This is a genomic window from Citricoccus sp. CH26A, from assembly GCF_000224415.1.
GTDB lineage: Bacteria > Actinomycetota > Actinomycetes > Actinomycetales > Micrococcaceae > Citricoccus.
In genome coordinates, this window is the sequence record NZ_AFXQ01000016.1 from 12116 (window position 1) to 36234 (window position 24119).

Consider the following 24119-nt stretch of genomic DNA (forward strand, 5'->3'; position numbering starts at 1 on the left):
GGCGCACGACGTGCCGCCGCCGGGGTGGGTGCGGGATGGGACCGGACGACATGGGACAATCGAGGACATGGCTGAACAGACCCCGGGCACAGACACGCCCGTTTCCCCGACCCCCGCCGTGACCGTTCCGGACAAGCCCGCCCTGGAGGGCCTGGAGGACAAGCTCTCGGCCCGCTGGCGCGCCGAGGGCACCTACGCCTTCGACGAGGACACCGTCCGGGGTGAGGTCTACTCGATCGACACGCCCCCGCCGACCGCCTCCGGTTCGCTGCACGTGGGCCACATGTTCTCCTACACCCAGACGGACGTGCTGGCCCGCTACCAGCGGATGACCGGCAAGAACGTGTTCTACCCGATGGGCTGGGACGACAACGGACTGCCCACCGAGCGCCGCGTGCAGAACTACTACGGCGTGCGCTGCGACCCGACGAAGCCCTACATCGAGGGCTACCGCCCGCCGGAGAAGCCGGCGAAGAACCAGCGGGACTGGGACGTCGTCTCCCGCAGGAACTTCATCGAGCTGTGCGAGGAGCTCGCGGTCGAGGACGAGAAGGTCTTCGAGGGGCTGTTCACCCGCCTCGGGCTGTCCGTGGACTGGTCCCTGACCTACCGCACGATCGACGACACCTCCCGGTCCGTCTCCCAGCGCGCCTTCCTGCAGAACCTGGCCACGGGCGACGCCTACCTGGCCGAGGCCCCCACCCTGTGGGACGTGACCTTCCGCACCGCCGTGGCCCAGGCCGAGCTCGAGGACCGCGAGGTCCCCGGCGCCTACCATCGGTACCCGTTCACCACCGCGTCCGGGGAGCAGGTCTACATCGAGACCACCCGGCCCGAGCTGCTGCCGGCCTGCACCGCCCTCGTGGCCCATCCCGACGACGAGCGGTACCAGCCGCTGTTCGGCACCTTCGTGACCTCTCCCCTGTTCGAGGTGCCCGTGGAGGTCAAGGCCCACCCGCTGGCACAGCCGGACAAGGGCTCCGGCATCGCCATGGTGTGCACCTTCGGTGATCTCACCGACGTCACCTGGTGGCGCGAGCTGCAGCTGCCCACCCGCACCGTGGTCGGCCGTGACGGCCGGTTCCACGCCGAGACCCCGGAATGGATCACCACCGAGGCCGGCCGCGAGCACTACGCCGCCCTGGCCGGCAAGACCGTGTTCTCCGCCAAGGAGACCGTCGTCGCCGCGCTGACCGAGGCCGGGCTGATGGACGGCGAGCCGAAGAAGATCATGCACGCCGTGAACTTCTACGAGAAGGGCGACAAGCCCCTCGAGGTCATCTCCTCCCGCCAGTGGTACATCCGCAACGGCGGTCGTGACGCCGAGCGTCGCGAGAAGCTGGTGGCCCGCGGCCGGTCGCTGAACTGGCACCCGGAGCACATGCGGCACCGGTACGAGAACTGGGTGGAGGGCCTCAACGGCGACTGGCTGGTCTCCCGCCAGCGCTTCTTCGGGGTCCCGATCCCGGTCTGGTACCCCCTGGACGAGCATGGGGAGCCGGACTACGACCACCCGATCCTGCCGTCCGAGGACCAGCTGCCGGTGGACCCGGTGGCCGAGCCGGCGCCCGGTTACGAGGAGTCCCAGCGCGGGGTGGCCGGAGGGTTCACCGGCGATCCGGACGTGCTCGACACCTGGGCGACCTCCTCGCTGACCCCGCAGATCGTGGGCAAGTGGGGACGGGACGAGGAGTTCTTCGGCAACGTCTTCCCGTTCGACCTGCGCCCCCAGGGCCACGACATCATCCGGACCTGGCTGTTCTCGACCGTGGTCCGCGCCGATGCCCTCAACGACTCCGTGCCGTGGCACCACACCGCCCTGTCCGGCTGGATCCTGGACCCGGACCGGAAGAAGATGTCGAAGTCCAAGGGCAACGTGGTGGTCCCCACCGACGTGCTGGACGAGTTCGGCTCGGACGCCGTCCGCTACTGGGCCGCCTCCGCCAAGCTCGGTGCAGACACCGCCTACGAGGTCGCCCAGATGAAGATCGGGCGCCGGCTGGCCATCAAGCTGCTGAACGCCTCCAAGTTCGCCCTGAACCTGGGCGCCACCGAGCGGGACGTGGTCTCCCGTGCGGGGTCCGCCGAGGTCATCACCAACGCGCTGGACCGCTCCCTGATGGTCCGCCTCTACGACACGGTGGCCCAGTCCACCCGTGCCTTCGAGGCCTACGACTACGCGCGGGCGCTGAACCTGACCGAGTCCTTCTTCTGGCAGTTCACGGACGACTACGTGGAGCTGATCAAGGACCGCGCCTACGGGGGCCACGGCGAGGCCGAGCAGGCCTCCGTGCGCGCCACCCTGGCCACCACCCTGGATGCGCTGCTGCGACTGCTCGCCCCGTTCCAGCCCTTCGCCACGGACGAGGTCTGGGGCTGGTGGCGCACCGGTTCCGTGCACCGCGCCCCCTGGCCGGGACTGCCCGCTGAGATCGCGGGCATCGAGGCGGCCGCCACCGGTGCCACCGCTGACGTGCTCACCACGGTCGCCCTGGCCCTCGGCGGCATTCGGAAGGCCAAGTCCGAGGCCAAGGTGAAGCAGCGCACCGAGGTGCTCTCCGCCGTCGTGACCGCGCCGGAGAGTCGCCTCACCTCGCTGCGCGGCGGGCTGGCGGACCTCAAGGCCGCCGGCAACGTCCAGGACCTGACCCTCATGGCCGGCACCCCGGCGGAGGACGCGGACGTCTCGGTCTCCGAGGTCCAGCTGGCTGCGGCCGTGGAGGCCTGACAGCCAGGGCAGACGATACAGACAGCACGAGCGCGGACCATCAGGTCCGGGCTCGTGCTGTCTGCGTCCGGGGCGCCGGGGCTGGCCGTGAGGGCCCCGGCGGCCGAGGACGGCGGCTCAGTCGGTGGGGCGGCCCCGGCGCAACGCGATCCAGACGCCGAGCCCGACCGCGGCAATGGTCCCGGCCAGCAGGGGGGTCAGCCTCAGGTCCATCCCGTCGGCGGAGAACGATCCCGTCATGATCACGCTGGTCACGACGGCGACCAGGACCAGCACGAACGTGAACCTGCTGCGCCTCACCGCGTCGCGTTCACGGGTGATGCGGCGCTCCCGAGCCGCGGCATAGGCCGCGACCAGCCGGTCCAGGTCCGGCGGGTCCTGCCGCTCACCCTCCATCGCGCACGTGCTCAGTCGAACTGCGGCTTGGTCGTGCGGGAACGCTTGATCTCGTAGAAGTACGGGAACTCGGCCAGGGCCACCGCGCCGTCGAACATCCGGCCGGCCTCCTCACCGCGGGGGATGCGGGTCATCACGGGGCCGAAGAAGGCGGTGCCGTTGAAGGCGACCACCGGGGTGCCGACCTCGTCACCCACCTGGTCGATGCCCTCCTGGTGGGACTCGCGCATCTTCTCGTCCAGGACATCGGTCCTCGCGGCGTCGAGGATCCCGGCGTCCAGTCCCAATTCCTCCAGCGCCGCGGCGATGACGGCCTCGTAGTCCTTGTTCCCCTCGTTGTGCACGCGGGTGCCGACGGCGGTGTAGAACTTCCCGAGGGCCTCGTCCCCGTGGCGGTCCCAGACCTGGGTGGCGGCGCGGGCCGGCAGCCAGGCCCTGTCCATCGCCTCCAGGTACCCCGGGTCCAGGTCGCGCCCCTCGTTGAGCACGGACAGGGACATGATGCGCCACCGGACACTGATCGGACGGACCGCCTCGACCTCGTGCATCCAGCGAGAGGTGATCCACGCGTAGGGGCAGGTGCAGTCGAACCAGAAGTCGACGGTCTGGACGTCGGCGGTGGCCTCGTCGAGCTCCTCGGTGCGCGGCTCGGTCTTCAGGTCAGTCACTGTGCTCCTCTTCGCCGTCAGACCACGGCGATCGATGGGTGTGGGTCTGTCAGGCGCAACCGTATCTCAGGCGGACTTATTCCGGCGCTTGCGCTGGACTTCCTGCGAGATGAGGGTCGGCTCGGCGCCCTCGCGGACCACGTCCCCGGTGATGACCACCGTGGCGATGTCCTCGCGGGAGGGCAGGTCGAACATGACGGGCTTGAGGACCTCCTCCATGATGGAGCGCAGACCGCGGGCACCGGTCCCCCGGTCCTCCGCCTGGTCCACCACGGCGTCCAGGGCGTCCTGGTCGAACTGCAGTTCCACGCCGTCCATCAGGAACATCTTCTGGTACTGCTTCAGCAGCGCGTTCCTCGGCTCGGTGAGGATGCTGATGAGCTGCGCGTGGTCGAGGTTGTCCACCGTGGTGATGACGGGCAGACGACCGATGAACTCCGGGATCAGCCCGAACTTCAGCAGGTCCTCGGGACGGACGTCCGCATAGGACACGTCCCGCTTGCCGATGGTGTTCAGCGGGGCGCCGAAGCCGATGCCCTTGCTGCCGGCACGGGAGGCGATGATGTCGTCCAGACCGGCGAACGCACCGGCCACGATGAACAGCACGTTCGACGTGTCGATCTGCAGGAACTCCTGGTGCGGGTGCTTGCGGCCACCCTGCGGGGGGACGGCGGCCGTGGTGCCCTCGAGGATCTTCAGCAGGGCCTGCTGCACGCCCTCACCGGAGACGTCCCGGGTGATGGAGGGGTTCTCGGACTTCCGCGAGATCTTGTCGATCTCGTCGATGTAGATGATGCCCTGCTCGGCCTTCTTGACGTCGTAGTCCGCGGCCTGGATGAGCTTGAGCAGGATGTTCTCCACGTCCTCGCCCACGTATCCGGCCTCGGTCAGGGAGGTCGCGTCCGCGACGGCGAAGGGGACGTTGAGCTTGCGCGCCAGGGTCTGGGCGAGATAGGTCTTGCCGGAGCCGGTGGGGCCGACGAGCAGGATGTTGGACTTGCCGACCTCGACGTCGGCCAGCTCCGAGTCCTCGCCGTGACGGTCCAGCAGGGAGTTCTCCTTGGTCTGCTGGCCGGTACGGATGCGCTTGTAGTGGTTGTAGACGGCGACCGCGAGGGACCTCTTGGCCTCGGTCTGGCCGATCACGTACTCCTCGAGGAAGTCGTAGATCTCCCGCGGCTTGGGCAGCTCGACCTCGGCGGTCTCGGCGACCTCGGAGAGCTCCTCCTCGATGATCTCGTTGCACAGCTCGATGCACTCATCGCAGATGTAGACACCGGGGCCTGCGATCAGTTTCCTGACCTGCTTCTGGCTCTTTCCACAGAATGAGCACTTGAGCAGGTCAGCGCTCTCGCCGATGCGGGCCATACGGGGTTCTCCTCGTTAGGGGGTGGGATCCTGACCGGATCCCGAGGTACTGCCATTACAGCTTAGGGGGTGGACGGGCTAAGCCGGTGGATTGCAACGGCGGCCCCCACCCTGGCCGCGTGGCCTACAGGGTGAGGGCCGCCGTCGGGAACCTCAGCGGAACCGGACCGGAGCACTGCCGCCGGTCAGCTGCTCAGCTGCGGCTTGGTGATCTTACGGGACTCCAGCACCTCGTCCACGAGGCCGTACTCCTTGGCCCCGGCGGCCGAGAGGAACTTGTCCCGGTCGATGTCCTGGCGCACCTGCTCGGCGGTCTTGTCCGTGTGCGCGGCCAGCGTCTCCTCCATCCAGGTGCGGATGCGCAGCAGTTCCTCGGCGTGGATCTGCAGGTCCGTGGCCGTGCCACGGTCCCCGCCCATGGACGGCTGGTGGATCAGCACACGGGCGTTGGGCAGCGCCAGCCGCTTGCCGGGGGCGCCGGCGGCCAGCAGCACCGCGGCGGCAGAGGCTGCCTGGCCCAGGCACACGGTCTGGACCTCGGGACGGATGAACTGCATGGTGTCGTAGATCGCCGTCATCGCGGTGAAGGATCCACCCGGCGAGTTGATGTACAGGGTGATGTCCCGCTCGGAGTCCATGGACTCCAGCACGAGCAACTGGGCCATGATGTCGTCCGCGGCTGCGTCGTCCACCTGGACGCCGAGGAACACGATGCGGTCCTCGAACAGCTTGGCGTAGGGGTCCTGCCGCTTGAAGCCGTAGGGCGTGCGCTCCTCGAACTGGGGCAGGATGTAGCGGTTGCTCGGGACCGGCTGGCCGGCACCGGAGGGCATTCCGACGGGGAACTGGTGGTTCATCTCTGGTCTCTCCTGGGCGAAGGGTCTGTGGGAGTCGGGCGGACGGTCTCGATCCGGGGGATCAGGAGTTGTCCACGCCTCCGCCGCCGGACACGGTACCGGCACGTTCGGCGATGTGGTCGAAGAACCCGTACTCCAGGCCCTCCTGGGCGGTGAACCACTTGTCCCGCTCGTTGTCCTTGAGGATCGTGTCCACGGTCTGGCCGGTCTGTTCCGCGGTGAGCTCGGCCATGACCTGCTTCATGTGCAGGATCAGCTGGGCCTGGATGCGGATGTCCGACTCTGTGCCGCCGATGCCGCCGGAGGGCTGGTGCATCAGGATGCGGGCGTGCGGGGTGGCGTAGCGCTTGCCCTTGGTCCCGGAGGACAGCAGGAACTGGCCCATCGAGGCGGCCATGCCGGTGGCCACGGTCACCACGTCGTTCGGGATGTACTTCATGGTGTCGTAGATCGCCATGCCCGCGGTGATGGACCCACCCGGGGAGTTGATGTACAGGTAGATGTCCTTCTCCGGGTCCTCGGCGGACAGCAGGAGCATCTGGGAGCAGATGGCGTTCGCGTTCTCATCCATCACCTCGGAACCGAGCCAGATGATGCGTTCCTTGAGCAGGCGGTTGTAGATGTAGTCCTCGCGGGCCGCCGGGTCAACCGACGCCATACGGGGAGCAGTGGACGATGCGGACATGGCGCCCTGCCTTCCTTCTGATGGACTTCAGGTGTCCACCGGATACACCGGTGGCACGGGTCTTGATCAGAGACTACTGGCCCCGCACCCCACCCGGGTCCTTCTGACCCGGCTGTTCGCTGTTGGCGTGCAGTCCCGACGCCACCCCGCACGGCCGGCGGAGCAGCGGAGCCGTGCGGGGCGGTACGCAGGATGCCCGGGCCCCTGGACCGATGGTCCGTGGGCCCGGGCATCCGGGTGATGGCGGGCAGTCCGGCCCGGCCAGGGGTCACCTGCCGGGGGTCACCCTGCCGTCCAGGCGACGCCCCGTGGGGCTCAGGCCTCCGTGGGCTCGGCCTTCTCCTCGGCCTTGGCGGCGGTGGACTTGGCCGGGGCCTTCTTCGCCGGGGCCTTCTTGGCGGGAGCCTTCTTGGCCGGGGCCTCCGCCTCCTCGGCGGAGTCCTCGGCCTGGGCGGCAGCGGACTTGGCCGGAGCCTTCTTGGCCGGGGCCTTCTTCGCCGGGGCCTTCTTGGCGGGGGCCTTCTTGGCCGGGGCCTCGGACTCCTCCGCCTCGGCGTCATCTGCCGTGGCGGCAGCGGACTTCGCCGGGGTCTTCTTGGCCGGGGCCTTCTTGGCGGGAGCCTTCTTGGCGGGGGCCTCCTCGGCGGCCTCGGCCGGCGACGGGGCGGAGTCCGCGCTGTCGGCGGAATCCGCCGAGTCAGCCGAGTCGGCAGAGTCAGCGGAATCCGCCGACTCTGCGGCATCGGCCTCGACGGCCTCGGCACCACCCGGGGTCACGAACGCGGTCAGGTCCACGGCATTGCCCTCGGTGTCGGTGACCTCGGCGTACTCCAGGACCTTGGCCAGCGCCTTGCGACGGCGGACCTCGCCCATGATCATCGGGACCTGGCCGGCCTGGTCCAGCATCTGCGCGAACTGGTTCGGGTCCATGCCGTACTGCTGGGAGGTGGAGATGATGTACTCGATCAGCTCACCCTGGTCCACGCCGATCTCCTCGGCGTCCGCGACCTTGTCGAGGATGATCTCGTTGCGGAAGGCCTCGCGGGCGTTCTGCTCCACCTCGGCGCGGTGCTCCTCGGTGTCGTGGTCGTCACCCTCGGCGTGGCCGCCCTGGGCGAAGTGCTGCTCGACCTGCTCGGTGACCACGGAGTCGGGCACCGGGACCTCGACGAGCTTGACCAGCTCCTCCAGGACCTTGTCCCGGGCCTCGATGCCCTGACCGGTGACGGCGCCCTCGGCGGCCTTGGCCTTCAGGTCGGCCTTCAGCTCGTCGATGGTGTCGAACTCGGACGCCAGCTGGGCGAAGTCGTCATCGGCCTCGGGCAGCTCGCGCTCCTTGACGGAGCCCAGGACGACCTTGACGGTGGCCTTCTCGCCGGAGTGCTCGCCGCCGGCCAGCGTGGTCTCGAAGACGGCGTCCTCGCCGGCGGAGAGGCCCTCGAGGGCCTCGTCCATGCCGTCCAGCATGGTGCCGGCGCCGACCTGGTAGGACAGGTCCTCGGCGTGGTCGACCTGCTCGTCGCCGATGCTGGCGGTGAGGGTGATGGTGACGAAGTCGTCCTGGGCGGCGGGGCGGTCCACGGCCTTCAGGGTGCCGAAGCGGGAGCGCAGCTCGTCCAGGGCCTTCTGCTCGTCCTCCTCGGAGGCCGCGGCGGGCTCCACGGTGACCTTCAGGCCCTTGTAGTCCGGCAGCTCGATCTCCGGGCGGATGTCCACCTCGACGGTGAACTTCAGCGGGCCCTCGGCATCGCCGTCGACACCGGGCATCGAGGTGACCTCGACCTCGGGACGGGCCATCGGGGTGGTCTCCGTCTCGATCAGCGCCTGCTGGTAGAAGTCGTTCAGGCCCTCGTTGACGGCGGTCTCCACCACGTAGCCACGCCCGATGCGCTGGTCGATGATGCGCGCCGGAACCTTGCCCTTACGGAAGCCGGGGACCTGGATCTGGTTCGCCACGGTCTTGTAGGCATCGTCCAGGCGTGGCTTGAGGTCCTCGAAGGGGACCTCGACGTCCAGCTTGACCCGGGTCGGGCTGAGGTTTTCTGCGGTGCTCTTGACCACTTAGGACTCCTGTGTGGATTGCTTGTCTCGTCTGATGGGCACTTCTCGTTGCCCGGCCGCCGGGCATCCGGTGAATCAGGCCCCACCGGGGGCCATGACGTCGGGGTGACAGGATTTGAACCTGCGGCCTCACGCTCCCAAAGCGCGCGCTCTACCAAGCTGAGCTACACCCCGCAGACGGCCCTGGCCGTTTCTGGCCAGAGACCAGTGTACGCATTCCCACGCCATGGTCCGCATTCCGGCGACCTCCGGGGCCCGACGGCGGTACGCCTGCCGCTTTGCGGCGTCGCCTCGATCCTTGGTACGCTCTACCACGCTGTTCCCGGCCGATGTGGCGGGATGCGGCGCCGTGGGGATGTAGCTCAATGGTAGAGCCCCAGTCTTCCAAACTGGCTACGCGGGTTCGATTCCCGTCATCCCCTCCACGACCGCCTAGGGCCCCGACCGCACAGGTCGGGGCCCTTGGCGCGTTCCGGGCCCGTCCCCGAAGCGCGCCCCGCCGGACAGCCCCAGGCCCCTGCCCTCCTCCAGGGAACGGGCGTCCCCCTGAATCAGTATTGACTTATATAAGTGCGGGTGAAACCTTGGGACCATGCACGCACTGGACGTCCTCGGCGACCCGGTCCGGCGGCGCATCCTCGAGATGCTCGTCGACGGGGAACTGAGCGCGGGCGAGATCGGCGCCGTGATCCAGGAGGAGTTCGGCATCAGCCAACCCGCGGTCTCCCAGCACCTGAGGGTGTTGCGGGAGCACGGCTTCGCCTCGGTCCGGCCCGAGGGGACCCGCCGGCTCTACGCCGTGCGCCCCGAGGGCCCCCGGGAGGCGAGCCAGTGGCTCAGCGCCTTCGAGCGGTTCTGGCGGCCCCGGCTCGACGCCCTGGGCACCGAGCTGGCGCGCGGGAGACGGGACCGGCGGCTCGCGGCCGAGCGTGACCCCGGGGAACACCCCGGGGAGGACCCACCCAGCAAGGAGAGATGACATGGTCGACGTCCAGTCCCAATTGGCAGCCGTGACGCGGGGCATCCACACCGAGGACCGCGAGGGGGAACCCTCCCACGTCCAGACACTGGAACAGGCCTACCCGGCGCCGATCGACGACGTCTGGGAGGCCGTGACGACCGCGGATCGCATCGGGCGCTGGTTCCTGCCCGTCACCGGAGAGCTGGAGCCCGGCGGACGCTATCAGCTGGAGGGCAACGCCGGCGGAGAGGTGCTCGAGTGCACCCCGCCGACCGCAGGCACGGCGTCCTACCGGATCACGTGGGAGTTCGGCGGGGGCGTCTCCTGGGTGACCGTCCGACTGACGGCGGAGGGCGAGCGGACCCGGTGCGCGATCGAGCACGTGGCCCGCGTGGCCGACATGCCCGCGGGGATGTGGGAGACCTACGGCCCCGGGGCCACGGGCGTCGGCTGGGACGGCGGGCTGCTCGGGCTGTCACTGCACCTGGGGGCCACCGAGGGTTCCCTCTCCCCCGGCGAGGCGGAGGCGTGGGCCCTCACGGACGAGGGCAGGTCGTTCTACCGCGGCTCCGCCGACGGCTGGGCCGCGGCCCACGTGGCGGACGGCGCCGATCCGGAGCACGCCGCGAGGAACGCCGATGCCACCTACGGGTTCTACACCGGGGCGGGCGGATGACCGGCCGAGGCGGTGTGCCGGTCAGGACGCCTGGCAGCGCGGGCACCAGAACAGGTTCCGCGCCTGCATCTGCGTCACCCTGACCTCGGCGCCGCACACCCGGCAGTCCAGTCCCTCGCGCTGGTACACGTAGTAGGCGTTGTCGGGCCACAGGGGCGCCGGTCCGCCGTCAGGGCCCACCGCGTCCCGGTGTGCCGGCTCCGTGGTGATGATCCGGCCGACCCGGACCCCGTCGGCCATCAGGTCCACCAGGTCATCCCACAGCCGCACGCCGTCCTCCTCGCCCACCCGCCGTCCGGGCAGCCAGGGGTCGAGCCGGGCGCGGAAGAGGGACTCGGCCCGGTAGATGTTCCCGACGCCGGCCAGGACCGACTGGTCCATCAGCAACTGGCCCAGGGCCACGGAGCGGCGGGACAGCCGCTCCAGGAACGCCCCGGGGCCGGTACCGGTCACGAGGGGGTCCGGTCCCAGTCGCGCGACGACGCCCTCGGCCTCGCCGGGGGTGATCACCTCGCAGGCACTGGGCCCGCGCAGGTCCGCCCAGCCATGGGCGGACACCAGCCGCGCCCGGACCTGGCCCACCGGTTCCGGCGGACCGGAGTACGCGCGGGCCCCGCCGTCGTCGGGGGTCTCCGTCTCCCCCATCCTCCGGGGCGCGCCGATCGAGGAGGCGCCCCGGAAGGTCTCGTCCCCGCCGAAGCTCCAGGCCCCGTAGAGCCCCAGGTGCACGCGCATCACCAGGTCCACGTCGAAGTCGAGGAACAGGTGCTTGCCGTGGGCCCGGGCGTCCACGAGGACGGCGCCGTCGAGTCGCCGCGCGCCGTCGGAGAAGCGTCCCTGCGGCGAGCTCACCCGCAGCCGTTCACCGCCGAAGACGTCCCGGAACTGTCGGGCGAGGCGGTGGATGGAATGGCCCTCAGGCACGGGCAGGCCTCCCGGTCAGTCCTGCACCTCGCCAGTCGACTCGTAGTGCGCGATCTTGCCGATGCGGCGCACGTGGCGCTCATCACCGGAGAACGGCTCGGCGAGGAAGGCCTCGATGAGCCCGGTGGCCTCCTCCAGGGAGTGCTGGCGGCCACCGACGGCGATCACGTTCGCGTCATTGTGCTCCCGGGCCAGCCGGGCGGTCTCCAGGTTCCACGCGAGCGCTGCGCGGACACCACGGACCTTGTTCGCCGCGATCTGCTCGCCGTTGCCCGAGCCGCCGAGCACGATCCCGAGCGCCTCGACGCCGGACCGCTGGTCCACCACCACGGCCTGGGCCGCGCGGATGCAGAACGCCGGGTAGTCGTCCTGCGGGTCATAGGACTGCGGCCCGTGGTCCACCATCTCGTACCCCTGCTCCCCGAGGTGACGGATGAGGTGGGCGCTGAGCTCGAGGCCGGCGTGGTCGGTGGCGATGTGGACGCGCATGGACTGCTCCTGGGGGACGGACGGGTGGTTCGGGCCAGCGATCAGCCTAGCCCTATCCTCACGATGGTGGCCGATGGCACAATGACCACGATAGCCAGCAGTCCTTTCACAAACCCGTTCCCGACCGGAGGTCCCGTGTCCAGCCAGAACATCACCCGTGCCGAGGCCCAGCAGCGTGCCCAGGCCCTGTCCGTGGAGTCCTACGACGTTGTCCTGGACGTCACCCTCGACGGCGACCACTTCCGCTCGACGACCACGGTCACCTTCACGGCGGCGCCCGAGGCGGTGGGGGGCAGCACGTTCATCGACTTCGTCTCCAGCCAGGCGCCGACCGTCACCCTGAACGGCACCGGGCTGGCCGCGGACGCCTTCGACGGCACGCGCATCACGGTGGGTCCGCTGGCCGAGCACAACACGCTGGTGGTGGACGGGCTGGCGGACTACATGAACACCGGCGAGGGCCTGCACCGCTTCGTGGACCCGGTGGACGACGAGACCTACCTGTACACGCAGTTCGAGGTCCCGGACTCCCGGCGCATGTTCGCCGTCTTCGAGCAGCCCGACCTCAAGGCGGCCTTCGCCTTCACGGTGACCGCCCCGGACCACTGGAGCGTCGTCTCGAACTCCCCCACGCCCGAGCCGGTCCGGGCCACGGAGGGAACCGCCACCTGGTCCTTCTCCCCCACCCCGCGGATCTCCTCCTACATCACCGCCCTGATCGCCGGACCGTACCGGTCCGCCCACTCCGAGCTGACCAGCGCGGACGGCCGGACCATCCCGCTGGGCGCCTACTGCCGTGCCTCCCTCTTCGAGTACCTGGACGCCGGGAACATCTTCGAGCTCACCCGCCAGGGCTTCGAGTTCTTCGAGGCCCAGTTCGGCACCCCCTACCCCTTCGAGAAGTACGACCAGCTGTTCGTGCCCGAGTTCAACGCCGGGGCCATGGAGAACGCCGGGGCGGTGACCTTCCTGGAGAACTACGTCTTCCGCTCCACGGTCACCGAGGCGATGATCGAGCGCCGGGCGATCACCGTCCTGCACGAGCTCGCCCACATGTGGTTCGGGAACCTGGTGACCATGCGCTGGTGGAACGACCTGTGGCTCAACGAGTCCTTCGCCGAGTTCATGTCCACGCTGGCCGCCGCCGAGAACACGCGCTACACCGGGGCCTGGACCACGTTCTCCTCGATGGAGAAGAACTGGGCCTACCGCCAGGACCAGCTCTCCTCCACCCACCCCATCAAGGCCGAGATCCGGGACCTGGAGGACGTGCTGGTGAACTTCGACGGCATCACCTACGCCAAGGGCGCCTCCGTGCTGCGCCAGCTGGTGGCGTGGGTCGGCCAGGAGAACTTCATGGCCGGGGTGCGTGAGTACTTCGGCAAGCACGCCTGGTCCAACACCGAGCTGCCGGACCTGATGCGCGAGCTGGAGGCGTCCTCCGGCCGGGACCTGTCCGAGTGGACCCACCAGTGGCTGGAGACCTCCGGGGTCAACACCCTCACCGTGGAGGTGGACGGCGAGGAGTCCGACGACGGTGCCATCACCTCCCTGCGCCTGCGCCAGTCGGCGCCGGGAGACGGCCGGCCCGGTGACTCGATCCTGCGCCCGCACCGGATGGCCGTGGGGTTCTACTCCGCCGACGACTCGGGACGCCTGGTGCGCACCGACCGCTTCGAGCTGGACGTGGACGGCGAGGTGACCGAGGTGACCGAGGCGGTCGGCAGGCCGCGCCCGGACCTGATCCTGCCCAACGACGACGACCTGGCCTACGCCAAGATCCGGCTGGACTCCGCCTCCTGGCAGACCGCCTCCACGCGGCTGAAGGACGTGGCCGAGTCCCTGCCGCGCACCCTGCTGTGGGGTGCTGCCTGGGACGCCACCCGGGACGCCGAGGCCACGGCCGGCTGGTTCACCGACCTGGTGCTGGCCAACATCGGGCATGAGCGGGACTCCTCGGTGGTGCAGACCCTGTTGCGCCAGTTGGCCACCGCCCTGTCCCAGTACGCGGCCGCATCCCACGCCCCGGCGATGCGCGAGTCCGCCGCCACCCGTCTGCTGGACCTGGCCCGGGCCGCGGAACCGGGGTCGGACCACCAGCTGCAGTTCGTCAAGGCGTTCGCCCTGCACGCCCGGTCCGACGCCCAGCTGGACACCCTCGCGGCCCTTCACTCGGGTGCGGAGGAACTGGCCGGGCTCGACCTGAACACCGACCTGAAGTGGGAGATGCTCACCGGGCTCGCGGCCGGTGGCCGCGCCGGGGAGGCCGAGATCACCGCGGCCCAGGCCGCCGACCCCACCGCGACCGGTGCGCTGGCCGCGGCCCAGGCCCGCGCCGCCGTCGGGACCACCGAGGCCAAGCAGGCCGCGTGGGAGCAGGTGGTCTCCGGGTCCCTGTCCAACACGACCCAGCGCAACGTGATCCTCGGGTTCAACCGCGTGCACGACCCCGCCCTGCTGGCCCCGTTCGCCCCCCGGTTCTTCTCGACCGTGGAAGGACTGTGGTCCTCGCGGTCCCACGAGATGGCCGAGTCAGCGGCGGTCGGGCTGTTCCCGGGGGCGCAGGTCTGCCAGGACACCATCGACGCCGCGGACGAACTGGTGGCGCGGTCGCAGGCGGAGCAGCCGGCGCTGGCCCGGACCGTGGCCGAGTCCCGGGACGAGACGGTGCGCGCCCTCGCGGCGCGGACGGTCGACGCCGCCGCGCGGGGCTGACCACCGTACGGCCCCGGGGCGCCCCGTGCGGGCACTCCGGGCCGTTCCGGCGCCGGTGCCTGACCGGCGCCGGTGCTTGACCGGCGCCGGTGGGTCAGGAGAGGCGGACCGTGGTGGCGGAGTGGCCGAAGCCGACGATGTCGTCCCGGCCGTCACCGTTGACGTCGCCGAGGAGCCGCGGGTACCGGTCGGGGGACCACCCGGCGTCGTACCCGAACTCGGTGGTCAGCCGCTGCGGACCGAACAGGAAGTCGTCGTCCCCGTAGGCCACGTAGGTCCCGGCGCTGCCGAAACCCACTACGTCCCCGATCCCGTCGCCGTTGACGTCGGCCGTCGTCCGTGGGTGGCGGTCCACCCGCCACCCCTGGGCGTAGCCGAAGCTGCGCAGCTCCAGGGACGGTGGCTGGAACTTCGGCTCCCCGGGGTCGTAGGGCCGGGAGTAGGCCGCGTAGACCCCCTGGTCCCCGAACCCGATGAGGTCCGGCAGCGCGTGGCCGCTGATGTCGTCGACCATCCGCGGGTGGCGGTCCATCCGCCAGCCCTGGGCGTACCCGAAGTCCCGGACCTCCAGGGCGGGCCGGGTGAAGGTATCGCCAGCCGCGGAGAAGTAGGAGACGTACACCCCGGCGTCACCGAAGCCGACGATGTCCGACGTCCCGTTGCCGTCCATGTCCGCGAGCAGTCGCTCATGCTTCTCCACCCGCCAGCCGCGGTCGTAACCGTAGCTGTCGATGCGCTTGCCGGTCCCGGTGAAGGTGCGGTTGGCCAGCCCGTGGGAGATGGTCACCCCGGAATGGCCGAAGCCCACGATGTCCGCAGTGCCGTTGCCGTTGAGATCGGCCAGCAGACGCGGATGCGCTCCCACCCTCCAGCCCTGGGCGTACCCGAAGTCGCGCACCTTCAGTGCCGCGCGGGTGAAGGACCCGTCGGGCTGCGCGTAGGAGACATGGACCCCGGCATTCCCGAAGCCCACGAGGTCACCGCGCCCGTCGCCGTCGACGTCGGCGACCGTGCGCACGTGCCGCGCGTTGGACCACCCCTGGTCGGTGCCGAAGCTGCGGATCTTCAGGCGCGGTGTGCTGAACGTCCCGTTGGCACGGCCGTGGGCCACGTAGACGCCCGCCCCGCCGAAGCCGACCACGTCCGCGCGGCCGTCCCCGTTGACGTCGGCCAGCTCGCGCACGTGCTGGTCCACCCGCCACCCCCGGTCGTAGGAGAACATCGGCTGGGAGGCCGCGTGGGCGGGCCCGGCGAGGACCGCTGCCGCCACCGTCAGGACCGCCGCACAGGTGCCGCCCACCACGCGGCTGGAGATCGAGCGTCTCATCATGAACCCCCGGACGTTGCTGGAACGGTGCGGGGATTCTAGGCCCGCGAGCGCGCTCCGGAGAAGGACTCCGCTGCGCCCGGGTCCCCGGCGGCGAGGACGCGCTGCTCCCCGGCGTAGATGACGAACCGCTCGCCGCGCACGAAGCCCGCCAGGGTCATGCCGGCCTCCCGGGCCAGGTCCACCGCGAGCGAGGACGGCGCGGAGACCGAGGCGAGCATCGGCACGCCCGCCATCAGGGCCTTCTGGGTGAGCTCGAAGCTGGCACGGCCGGAGACCATGAGCACGTGCCCGGACAGCGGGAGCATGTCCTGCAGCAGGGCCCAGCCGAGCACCTTGTCCACCGCGTTGTGCCGGCCGACGTCCTCCCGGACCGCCACCAGTTCGCCGGTGGCGGCATCGAACAGGCCGGCGGCGTGCAGTCCGCCGGTGCGGTCGAAGACCTTCTGGCGCTCCCGGAGCACCTCGGGCAGGGACAGCACCGTCTGCTCCGTCACCGTCATCGGGTCCTCGGCCACGGGATAGCGCGTGGTGGTGCGCACGGAGTCGATGCTGGTGCGGCCGCACAGCCCGCAGGCGCTGGTCATCAGCACGTGGCGTTCCAGCGCCGGGGCGGGTGCCGCCACGTGCGGGGCCAGCACCACGTCCACCGTGTTGTCCGTCTCCTCGGCCCCGGGTCCGAAGTCCCGTCCGCAGTAGCGGATCGAGGACACCTCGGAGGCCTGGCCGATCAGCCCCTCGCTGAGCAGGAAGCCCACGGCCAGGGAGAAGTCCTCGGTGGGGGTGCGCATGGTCACCGCCAGCCGGCGCCCGTTCACCCGTATCTCCAGCGGTTCCTCCGCGGCCAGCACGTCCGCCCGCGCCTCGCGCCGACCGTCCTTCACGCGCACCACCCGGACCCGCGACTCACTCCTGCTCATGCACCCATGATCCATCCCGGCGGCGGTGCGCCGCCACCGGGACCCACCCCGGCCCGTCGCGGACCGGGACCCGGAGGCGCCCTCCGGGCGTGCGGGGCGAGCCCCCGGGACCTAGGCGGGACCGGTGACGCGGTCCGCGAACGTCGCGGTCCGGGCGGGGTCCAGCACCGCCGCCGGATGCGGCCCGGCGGACAGCAGCGCCGACCGCAGGTCCTCGGGGTCCGTGCGTGCGAGCGCACCACCCGCTGCCAGCACCGCGTTGCCGGTCTCCAGCCGGTCCAGCAGCGTCGCGTCGGCCAGCATCCAGGCCCCGGAGAGTCCCGCGTCGGCGGCCGCGGCCTCCAGCGCCCGGGCCTGCCGGGCCAGGAACCGCAGGCCGGAATCGTCGCCGATGTTCACCAGCAGCACCCCCTGGCCGCCGAGGCGGTCCAGCAGTTCGCCGTAGAACTCCTCGCCCGTGAGGTGCGCGGCGGCGTCCACCCCGGTGTAGATGTCCAGCACGATCGCGTCGAACGGCGCATCGTCCAGCCCGGCGAGCTCGGTGCGGGCGTCCCCCGTCACGACCGTCAGTTCCGTCCCCTCGGGCAGGGGGAGTTCGGAGACGACGAACGAGGGCAGTTCGCGGTCGAGGTCCACGACGGTCTGGACGGAGCCGGGGCGGACCGCCTGCACGTAGCGCGGCAGGGTGAGCGCCCCGGCGCCCAGGTGCAGGATGCGGATCGCCCGGGTGGCCGGCCACGCGGCGTCGAGGACGTTGGCCATCCGGCGCAGGTACTCGTACCGGATCCGGGTGGGGTCGGCCAGGTCCACGTGGGACTGGACCTGCCCGCCGATCTCCAGGACCCTGCCGTCGTCGTGCTCGTCCGGGATGATCCGGGCCCGCTCGCCGGACACGCTCAGCTGGATACTGCGGCCGGCGGGACCGGGATCGTCAGGGGGCGTCATGGCCTCAGTGTGACAGACCGGTGATCCACCAGGCGGCCGTCGACCATCTCGACCACGCGGTCGCAGTGGTCCAGGACGTCGTGGTCGTGGGTGACCATCACGCCGGCGATCCCGCGCTGGTGGCACTGGCGGGCCAGCAGGGCCACGATGTCCTGGCTGCGCCGGCGGTCCAGCGCAGCGGTCGGCTCGTCCACCAGCAGCAGGCTGGGTTCGTTCACCAGGGCCCGGGCGATGCCCACGCGCTGGCGTTCCCCGCCGGAGAGCTGTCCCGGGCGGTGGCCCGCCCGGTGCCCCATGTCCACCGCCTCGAGCAACGGCGCCGGGTCGAAGGACCGGGACCGGCCGCCGCGGTGGGCGATCCGGCGGGCCAGCCGCAGCTGATCGGCTGCGGTGAGGGCCGGGACGAGGTTGCCGGACTGGAAGACGAAGCCGAGGTGGCGCCGCCGGAACGCGGCCAGCTGTCCCTGTCCGCGCAGGCCGGCCAGGTCCTGCCCGAGCACCTCGACGACGCCGGAGGTGGGTGTGGCCAGTGCTCCCGCCACGGCGAGCAGGGAGGACTTGCCGGCCCCGGACGGGCCGATGACGGCCACGAACTCCCCGGGGGTGACGCTGAGGTCGACACGGTCGAGGGCGCGGACCCTCTCCCCGCCGTCGCCGACCTCGAGGGTGACGTCACGCAGGTGCAGGCCGAGGATCCCGGCCGGGCCCGGGGCGGACCGGTCCTGTGCGGGCTCGCGGTGGTGGTCGACGGTGGTGCTCATCGGTTGCCTCCCAGGGCAGAGATCGGTTCGATGCGGGTCACGCGCAGCACGGCCACGGCGGCTCCCACCAGCCCCAGCAGGATCGTCAGCGCCGAGGCGACGGCGATGGGCTGGGCCTCGAGGGCGAACGGCATCCCCTCGGGCATCAGCGAGCCGAGCCCGACGCCGGCCGCGACACCGAGGGCGGTGAAGGAGACCAGCAGGATGGAGGCCTGGGCCAGGCCGTCACGCAGCAGGTATCCGGCCGAGGCGCCCATGGCCCTCAGCACGGCGAGCTCGTGCCCGCGCTGGATGGTCCAGACGGTGAAGAAGGCGCCGACCACGAGGGCCCCGATGGCGTACAGGAAGACCTGGATCATGCTCAGGGTCATGGTCTCGGCCTGGTACCCGGGAGAGGCGTTGAACGACTCCTCCAGGGACAGGGTGGTCGTGGTGGCCGCCGTGTCCCCGGCGGCGAACGCCTCGGCAGAGCCGGCCGCCAGCTCCGAGCCCTCCGCCCCCTGCAGGGCGATGACCGAGGCCTGGTCGAAGTCCAGGGTGGCCAGGTGCGCGTCGGTGGGAGCCTCCCCGTCCGGGGCCTGGCCGGCGGCGATCAGCTGCCAGGTGGCCAGGGGAAGGTAGGCGATGTCCACGTGACCGAAGGTCGCCTGGCCCTCGGTGAAGCCGACGACCTCGAGTTCGGTGTTGATCCGGTCCAGGGTGATGACGGTGCCGACGTCGATGCCCTCGCCCCGCAGGCTCTCCGAGACCACGATGCCGGCCGGCCTGTCCAGGGCGTCGCCGTCAGCCGGCTCGGGTGCCAGGAACCCGTCCGGTTCCACCCCGAACATGGTGAGGTCGACCTGCTGCCCGTCGTCGGTGACGGCGTTCATGATCGAGGTGCCCATGAGTTCTGCCTCCGCCACGTCCGGCTGGCCGCGCCAGGCGGCGAGCTGGTCCGTGTCCACGACGGACCGGGAGAAGGCGTTGTCGGTCTTGGTGCCCTCATCGAAGGCGAAGGCGGAGACGGGCAGGGACTTCAGCCCCGAGACGCCGTCGTTCACGAGTCCGGAGGAGAGACCGGAGAGCAACACCATGAGGATGGCGATGAGGCCGATGACCAGGCCCATCAGGCTGAAACGGCCACGGGCGAAGGCCAATTCACGCAGTGCGAGGAACATGGGGAAGGAGTCCTTCAGTCAATTATGCGACAGAGTGTCGAGAAGATATCGACAGTGTGTCATGAAGGCTGGCCCCACCGGAAATCCGGCTCCGCCTCGGCGGAAGCCCCGCCCGGGCATCCCGCCTCGAGCTCGTCAGTCGATCGTTCCCCGCCCGCCGTGCTCGCGCACCATGGGCCCCAGGACCACCTGAAGGTGCCCCAGGGCCGCCTCGAGGTCCTGACCGGACTCCAGCAGCAGCGTGGCACCGTGGACCACGGCGTTGACCAGCTCGGCGACCTGCGCCGGGGACTCGACGTCCAGTCGCTCCAGCGTCTGCACCAGGGGTTGCTGGACCTCCCGGTGCATCCGCGCGGCCTGTTCGTCCAGTTCCTCCCCGGGAGCCAGCGCCGCCAGGGCGCTGCCCACCGCGTGCGCCCCCTCCGCGACGAGCGAGACGTTCGCCGCGGCATAGGCCATGAGCCGGTCGGCCTCGGTGGGGGCCTGGTCCATGGCACCGGAGATCCGTTCGGTCCAGCGAGGGTAGACGTCACGGACCATGGCCTGCAGCAGCTCCTGCTTGGACGTGAAGTACTGGTAGATGCTGGTGCGGGCGAGCCCGGCGCGCTGGGCGACCTGGGACAGGGAGGGCGCCTCCCCCGTTTCCGTCAGCAGGTCATGGGCGGCGTCCAACAGGGCTCGCTCCCGGGCGGCGCGATGCTCCGCAACGGTGGGTTCGCTGATGCGTGGCATGAGTCCACACCCTACTCCGGCCGCCCTCGACGGCCCGCCCCCCAACGTGCCGCGGAGCCACGCCCTTCTTTTCGACAGCGCGTCGGCATCTCTGTAGGCTGGCTGACCATGGACTTTCTGCATTCCGCCTCCCTGTTCCTGCACATCCTCGGCGCCGCCGCCCTCCTCGGCGGCTGGTTGGCCATGTTCCGCCGGCCCACCGTGTCCTCGTGGCAACACCTCGGGGCGTGGGTGCAGTTGGTCACCGGCGTCCTGCTGGTCGGCCTGCTCGAGATGAACGACGACGCCGGGCCGGTCAACCACGCGAAGATCGCCGTCAAGCTCGTGGTGCTCCTCGCCGTCCTGGTGGCGGCCGTGATGGGTCGCCGCCGCGTCCGCCGGGGGCAGGACGTCCCCACCGGCATGGCCCACGCCGTCGGCGGGCTCACCCTGGTCAACATCGCCATCGCCGTGTTCTGGTGACCGGGTCCTGCTGGTGGCCGCGGTCTACCTGCTGTTCCTGATCCGCAAGGACATCCGCTTCCTGGGCACGGCTGTCGATCATCGGCTTCGCCGCCCTGGTGTTCAACTTCACCATCGTCAACACCTACTTCCCCGGCCTGCACTCCTACGCCTGCATCCCGGAATGACCACCACCCCACCCCGGCAGGCCGGTGCAGCCCCGTCCGGACTAGGGTGGGACCATGTCCAGCGCACAGCCGTACGAACGCACCCTGCGCCAGCGGACCCTGCCGCAGGTCGGGGACTCCGGACAACAGTTGCTGGCCGGTGCCTCCGTGGCGGTGGTCGGTGCCGGCGGCCTGGGCTCGCCGGTCATCCAGTACCTCGCCGCAGCCGGCATCGGCACCCTGCACGTCATCGACGACGATCACGTGGAGCTCAGCAACCTGAACCGGCAGACCCTGCACGGGGTGGACACCCTCGGGGCACCGAAGACCGACGGGGCGGTGGCGGCCGCCGCACGCCTGTCCCCCGAGACCACCGTGGTCCCCCACGCCGTGCGCCTCACCGATGCCAACGCCCGCGAACTGCTGGGGTCGGCCGACGTCATCATCGACGGCAGCGATTCCTTCCAGACCCGGTTCGTCGTCCACCGCGCCGCCCTCGCCCTGGGCCTGCCCGTGGTCTTCGGCGCCCTGTTCCAGTGGAACGCCCAGGTCACCGTGTTCTGGTCCGTCCCGCCGGCCGGTTCGGGACTGGCCCCGGTGGTGCTGACCGACGTGTTCCCGGACAACGCGGCAACCCATGCCTCGCCCGGTTGCGCCGAGGCCGGGGTGCTGGGCGCCGTCGTCGGGATCACCGGTTCCTTCCTGGCCCTGGAGACGATCAAGCTCATCCTCGGCACCGGTCGGCCGCTGGTGGGACGGATGCTGCTGGTGGACGGCCTCGCCGGCACCACCGCCGAGATCCCGCTGGCCGGCCCCCCTGTCCCCTCGACCCGCGCCCCGTCGACCCCCGCCGCGCCGGCCGCCACCGCGCCGGCACCGGGACCGATCGCCCCGGAGGACACACCCCCGCAGGCCCTGTGGATCGACGTCCGCCGTCCCGAGGAGTCCGCCGAACGCCCCGGGCCCGGCGGCGCCGTGCTGCTTCCCCTGGACCGGGTGCTGCGCCTGGACCGTGGTCCGGACGCGCCCCTGCCACCGGACCACCCGCTGGCCGGTCTCGCCCGCGACCGGCCCCTGCTGCCGTTCTGCGCCGCCGGCCCGCGCAGCGCCACCGCCGCCCGGCACCTGGCCGGTCTCGGCTGGCCGGTGGCCGGGTACCTCGACGGCGGGTTGCCGGGAGCGTTCCGTGCCTGAGTTCCACTACATCCCGGTCGCCGACCACCAGGCGCGCGTCCTGCGCGTGGTCCCCCTCCTGGCGGAGGACACGCTCGACCTCGAGGACGCCGCCGGCCACACCCTGGCCCGGGACGCCGTCGCCGCCCTGGACCTGCCGCCCTGGGACAACTCGGCCATGGACGGGTACGCCGTCCGGTCCGCGGACACCACCTCCGCCACCACGGACGCCCCCGTGCGGCTCGACGTCGTCGCCGAGCTGCCCGCCGGAACCGACCTCGACCCGCCGCTGGGGCCGGGCCAGGCCGCCAGGATCATGACCGGGGCCCCGCTGCCCACGGACGCGGACTCCGTCGTGCCCCTGGAGGACACCGTGGGATGGGACCCGGCCGCACCGACCGCGGGGACCACCCGGCCGGACCACGTGGAGCTGGGCGCACCGGTCGCGGCCGGCCGTCACGTCCGTCCCCGGGGTGACGACGTCCGGGCCGGGCACCGGGTGGCCTCCGCGGGACAGGAACTGGCCCCGCACCGGCTCTCCGCGGTGGCCGCCGCGGGCATCGCCGCGGTGACGGTGCGGCGCCGGCCGCGCGTGGTGGTCGTGAGCACGGGCAGTGAACTGGTCGCCCCGGGTGAACCGGTGCGCCGGGGGCAGATCCCCGACTCGAACTCCCACCTGCTCACCGCCCTGGTCCGCGCCAGCGGTGGCGAGGTGGTCCACCGTGGACAGGTCTCCGACGACCCGGCCCGGTTGCGGGACCTGCTGGGGTCCACGGCGGCAGACAGCGACGCGGTCATCGTCACCGGCGGGGCCAGCGTGGGCGCCCATGACGTCGCCCGTCTCGTCCTGGCCCCGGACGCGGCCGGCGGGGTGCCGCTGGAGCGCCGTCCTGCCGTCCACGCCTCCCCGGGGGACGGTTCGCCCTCCCCCGCGGGACCGGCGGCGGCCCGGAGACCCCCACGGACCCCCTGGACCCCCTGGACCCCGTCGATGACCGCGCGGTCCGCTTCGACCGGGTCGCCGTGCAGCCCGGCAAGCCACAGGGGTTCGGGCTCCTGCCGGACGGCCGGCCCGTCTGGTCCCTGCCCGGGAACCCGGTCAGCGCCTGGGTGAGCTACCTGGTGTTCGTCGAGCCCGGACTGCTGGCCATGCAGGACCGGGCGAAACCGTTGGCGGACTGGCGGCCCGTCACCGCGGACGAGGGGTGGCGCTCCCCGCCGCGCCGCGAGCAGTTCGTGCCGGTCCGCGTGGTCTCCGCGCCCGGTGAACCGGTGCGGGTGGCCCAGGCGACCGAACGGGGCTCCGGCTCCCACCTGGCCGGCCGCATGGCCCGCGCCACCGGCCTGGTGCGCGTCCCGGACGCCACGACCGAGGTGTCCGCCGGGGACACCGTCCTCTACCGAGCCCTGGAGGCCTGATGACACCCGCTGAGCATTCCACCCCCGAGACCGCCGCGGCCACCAGTTCGCCCGGGGCCTCCGGAGCCGACGGCTTCACCCACCTGGACGGCGACGGTTCCGCCCGGATGGTGGACGTGACCGAGAAGTCCCCCACCGTGCGTGCCGCCACCGCGGAGGCCACGGTACTGGTCTCCCCCGAGGTCCTCGCCGCGCTCACCGGGGGCACCGTGCCCAAGGGCGACGTCTGGGCGGTGGCCCGGATCGCCGGCATCCAGGCCGCCAAGCGGTGCGCCGAGCTGTTGCCCCTGGCGCACGTGATCGGCGTGCACGGGGCCACCGTGGACTTCGAGGTCGGCCAGGACCGCATCCGCATCATCGCCACCACCCGCACGGCAGACCGGACCGGAGTGGAGATGGAGGCGCTCACCGCCGCCTCCGTGGCCGGGTTGGCCATGGTGGACATGGTCAAGGGCCTGGACCGATCGGTCGAGCTGACCGGGATCCGGTTGCTGGAGAAGACCGGTGGCCGCTCAGGGACCTGGCGGCGCGGAGACCGCGCGTGAG

Annotated in this window: 23 protein-coding genes and 2 tRNA genes; 10 read left to right on the forward strand and 15 right to left on the reverse strand. The window is 71.2% G+C overall.

Annotated features, from left to right (window positions below; all coding sequences use genetic code 11):
• The first annotated feature begins 67 nt into the window (after positions 1 to 67).
• The gene (valS, locus tag CITRI_RS0110520) at positions 68 to 2728 is read left to right on the forward strand and encodes a valine--tRNA ligase (protein ID WP_029139234.1); all 2661 of its coding nucleotides are present in this window, start codon (positions 68 to 70) and stop codon (positions 2726 to 2728) included.
• A 117-nt stretch (positions 2729 to 2845) separates the two neighbouring features.
• Here the strand turns inward: valS and CITRI_RS0110525 are convergent, their stop codons facing one another.
• The 7 genes from CITRI_RS0110525 to CITRI_RS0110555 all read right to left on the reverse strand — a co-directional run bounded on the left by CITRI_RS0110525 (position 2846) and on the right by CITRI_RS0110555 (position 8937).
• Positions 2846 to 3124: a hypothetical protein gene (locus CITRI_RS0110525; protein WP_010144758.1), complete on the reverse strand. Its 279-nt coding sequence runs from the start codon at positions 3122 to 3124 to the stop codon at positions 2846 to 2848.
• 11 nt (positions 3125 to 3135) lie between these two features.
• Complete coding sequence (locus tag CITRI_RS0110530) at positions 3136 to 3792, reverse strand: DsbA family protein (protein ID WP_010144759.1); 657 nt, start codon at positions 3790 to 3792, stop codon at positions 3136 to 3138.
• Positions 3793 to 3858: 66 nt separating this feature from the next.
• The gene (gene clpX / locus CITRI_RS0110535) at positions 3859 to 5160 is read right to left on the reverse strand and encodes an ATP-dependent Clp protease ATP-binding subunit ClpX (protein WP_010144761.1); all 1302 of its coding nucleotides are present in this window, start codon (positions 5158 to 5160) and stop codon (positions 3859 to 3861) included.
• Between the two features lie 185 nt (positions 5161 to 5345).
• Positions 5346 to 6017 carry an ATP-dependent Clp protease proteolytic subunit gene (locus CITRI_RS0110540; RefSeq protein WP_010144762.1) on the reverse strand — a complete coding sequence of 224 codons (672 nt, stop codon included), beginning with the start codon at positions 6015 to 6017 and terminating at the stop codon, positions 5346 to 5348.
• 61 nt (positions 6018 to 6078) lie between these two features.
• Complete coding sequence (locus CITRI_RS0110545) at positions 6079 to 6675, reverse strand: ATP-dependent Clp protease proteolytic subunit (RefSeq protein ID WP_040386285.1); 597 nt, start codon at positions 6673 to 6675, stop codon at positions 6079 to 6081.
• 342 nt (positions 6676 to 7017) lie between these two features.
• Positions 7018 to 8763, reverse strand: coding sequence for a trigger factor (gene tig, locus CITRI_RS0110550; protein WP_010144764.1), 1746 nt, complete (start codon positions 8761 to 8763; stop codon positions 7018 to 7020).
• Positions 8764 to 8863: 100 nt separating this feature from the next.
• Positions 8864 to 8937: transfer RNA gene (locus tag CITRI_RS0110555), tRNA-Pro, on the reverse strand.
• Between the two features lie 177 nt (positions 8938 to 9114).
• Here CITRI_RS0110555 and CITRI_RS0110560 point away from each other — a divergent pair.
• From CITRI_RS0110560 to CITRI_RS0110570, 3 genes are all read left to right on the forward strand, one after another.
• Positions 9115 to 9188 (forward strand) — tRNA-Gly (locus CITRI_RS0110560).
• A 167-nt stretch (positions 9189 to 9355) separates the two neighbouring features.
• Entirely contained in the window at positions 9356 to 9742 is a 387-nt protein-coding gene (locus tag CITRI_RS17380; protein WP_010144766.1) for a helix-turn-helix transcriptional regulator, read from the forward strand.
• A gap of 1 nt (position 9743) precedes the next feature.
• A complete protein-coding gene (locus CITRI_RS0110570) occupies positions 9744 to 10400 on the forward strand; it encodes an SRPBCC domain-containing protein (protein WP_010144767.1) in 657 nt (218 codons plus the stop codon).
• Between the two features lie 21 nt (positions 10401 to 10421).
• Here the strand turns inward: CITRI_RS0110570 and CITRI_RS0110575 are convergent, their stop codons facing one another.
• Together CITRI_RS0110575 and CITRI_RS0110580 are read right to left on the reverse strand one after the other, a co-directional pair.
• Entirely contained in the window at positions 10422 to 11324 is a 903-nt protein-coding gene (locus CITRI_RS0110575) for an Fpg/Nei family DNA glycosylase (RefSeq protein ID WP_010144768.1), read from the reverse strand.
• A 15-nt stretch (positions 11325 to 11339) separates the two neighbouring features.
• Positions 11340 to 11813: a ribose-5-phosphate isomerase gene (locus CITRI_RS0110580; RefSeq protein ID WP_010144769.1), complete on the reverse strand. Its 474-nt coding sequence runs from the start codon at positions 11811 to 11813 to the stop codon at positions 11340 to 11342.
• Between the two features lie 135 nt (positions 11814 to 11948).
• On the opposite strand from CITRI_RS0110580, the gene pepN reads away from it, so the two are divergent.
• Entirely contained in the window at positions 11949 to 14528 is a 2580-nt protein-coding gene (gene pepN / locus CITRI_RS0110585; protein WP_010144770.1) for an aminopeptidase N, read from the forward strand.
• Between the two features lie 94 nt (positions 14529 to 14622).
• Here pepN and CITRI_RS0110590 read toward each other — a convergent pair whose 3' ends face one another.
• The 6 genes from CITRI_RS0110590 to CITRI_RS0110615 all read right to left on the reverse strand — a co-directional run bounded on the left by CITRI_RS0110590 (position 14623) and on the right by CITRI_RS0110615 (position 20373).
• The gene (locus tag CITRI_RS0110590; RefSeq protein WP_029139236.1) at positions 14623 to 15855 is read right to left on the reverse strand and encodes a VCBS repeat-containing protein; all 1233 of its coding nucleotides are present in this window, start codon (positions 15853 to 15855) and stop codon (positions 14623 to 14625) included.
• A 38-nt stretch (positions 15856 to 15893) separates the two neighbouring features.
• Positions 15894 to 16775, reverse strand: a complete 882-nt coding sequence (gene fdhD / locus CITRI_RS0110595) for a formate dehydrogenase accessory sulfurtransferase FdhD (RefSeq protein WP_040386286.1) — start codon at positions 16773 to 16775, stop codon at positions 15894 to 15896.
• A 111-nt stretch (positions 16776 to 16886) separates the two neighbouring features.
• Positions 16887 to 17720 carry a spermidine synthase gene (locus tag CITRI_RS0110600; protein ID WP_010144773.1) on the reverse strand — a complete coding sequence of 278 codons (834 nt, stop codon included), beginning with the start codon at positions 17718 to 17720 and terminating at the stop codon, positions 16887 to 16889.
• On the reverse strand, positions 17717 to 18481 hold the full coding sequence (locus CITRI_RS0110605; RefSeq protein WP_010144774.1) for an ABC transporter ATP-binding protein: 765 nt from the start codon (positions 18479 to 18481) through the stop codon (positions 17717 to 17719). Before CITRI_RS0110605 ends, CITRI_RS0110600 begins: the two co-directional genes overlap by 4 nt.
• On the reverse strand, positions 18478 to 19641 hold the full coding sequence (locus CITRI_RS0110610) for an ABC transporter permease (protein ID WP_010144775.1): 1164 nt from the start codon (positions 19639 to 19641) through the stop codon (positions 18478 to 18480). Before CITRI_RS0110610 ends, CITRI_RS0110605 begins: the two co-directional genes overlap by 4 nt.
• A gap of 135 nt (positions 19642 to 19776) precedes the next feature.
• Entirely contained in the window at positions 19777 to 20373 is a 597-nt protein-coding gene (locus tag CITRI_RS0110615) for a TetR/AcrR family transcriptional regulator (RefSeq protein ID WP_010144776.1), read from the reverse strand.
• A 108-nt stretch (positions 20374 to 20481) separates the two neighbouring features.
• Here CITRI_RS0110615 and CITRI_RS0110620 point away from each other — a divergent pair, with 108 nt between their 5' ends.
• The 5 genes from CITRI_RS0110620 to moaC all read left to right on the forward strand — a co-directional run bounded on the left by CITRI_RS0110620 (position 20482) and on the right by moaC (position 24118).
• Positions 20482 to 20835: a hypothetical protein gene (locus tag CITRI_RS0110620; protein ID WP_010144777.1), complete on the forward strand. Its 354-nt coding sequence runs from the start codon at positions 20482 to 20484 to the stop codon at positions 20833 to 20835.
• Between the two features lie 221 nt (positions 20836 to 21056).
• Positions 21057 to 22175, forward strand: coding sequence for a HesA/MoeB/ThiF family protein (locus CITRI_RS17385; RefSeq protein WP_010144778.1), 1119 nt, complete (start codon positions 21057 to 21059; stop codon positions 22173 to 22175).
• Positions 22168 to 23268: a gephyrin-like molybdotransferase Glp gene (gene glp, locus CITRI_RS17390; RefSeq protein ID WP_010144779.1), complete on the forward strand. Its 1101-nt coding sequence runs from the start codon at positions 22168 to 22170 to the stop codon at positions 23266 to 23268. The genes CITRI_RS17385 and glp overlap by 8 nt, the downstream gene beginning before the upstream one ends.
• The gene (locus CITRI_RS17395) at positions 23265 to 23573 is read left to right on the forward strand and encodes a hypothetical protein (RefSeq protein WP_010144781.1); all 309 of its coding nucleotides are present in this window, start codon (positions 23265 to 23267) and stop codon (positions 23571 to 23573) included. Before glp ends, CITRI_RS17395 begins: the two co-directional genes overlap by 4 nt.
• Positions 23573 to 24118 (forward strand): cyclic pyranopterin monophosphate synthase MoaC, encoded by a 546-nt coding sequence (gene moaC / locus CITRI_RS0110635; protein ID WP_010144782.1) that lies wholly within the window; start codon positions 23573 to 23575, stop codon positions 24116 to 24118. Before CITRI_RS17395 ends, moaC begins: the two co-directional genes overlap by 1 nt.
• Position 24119: the final 1 nt, after the last annotated feature.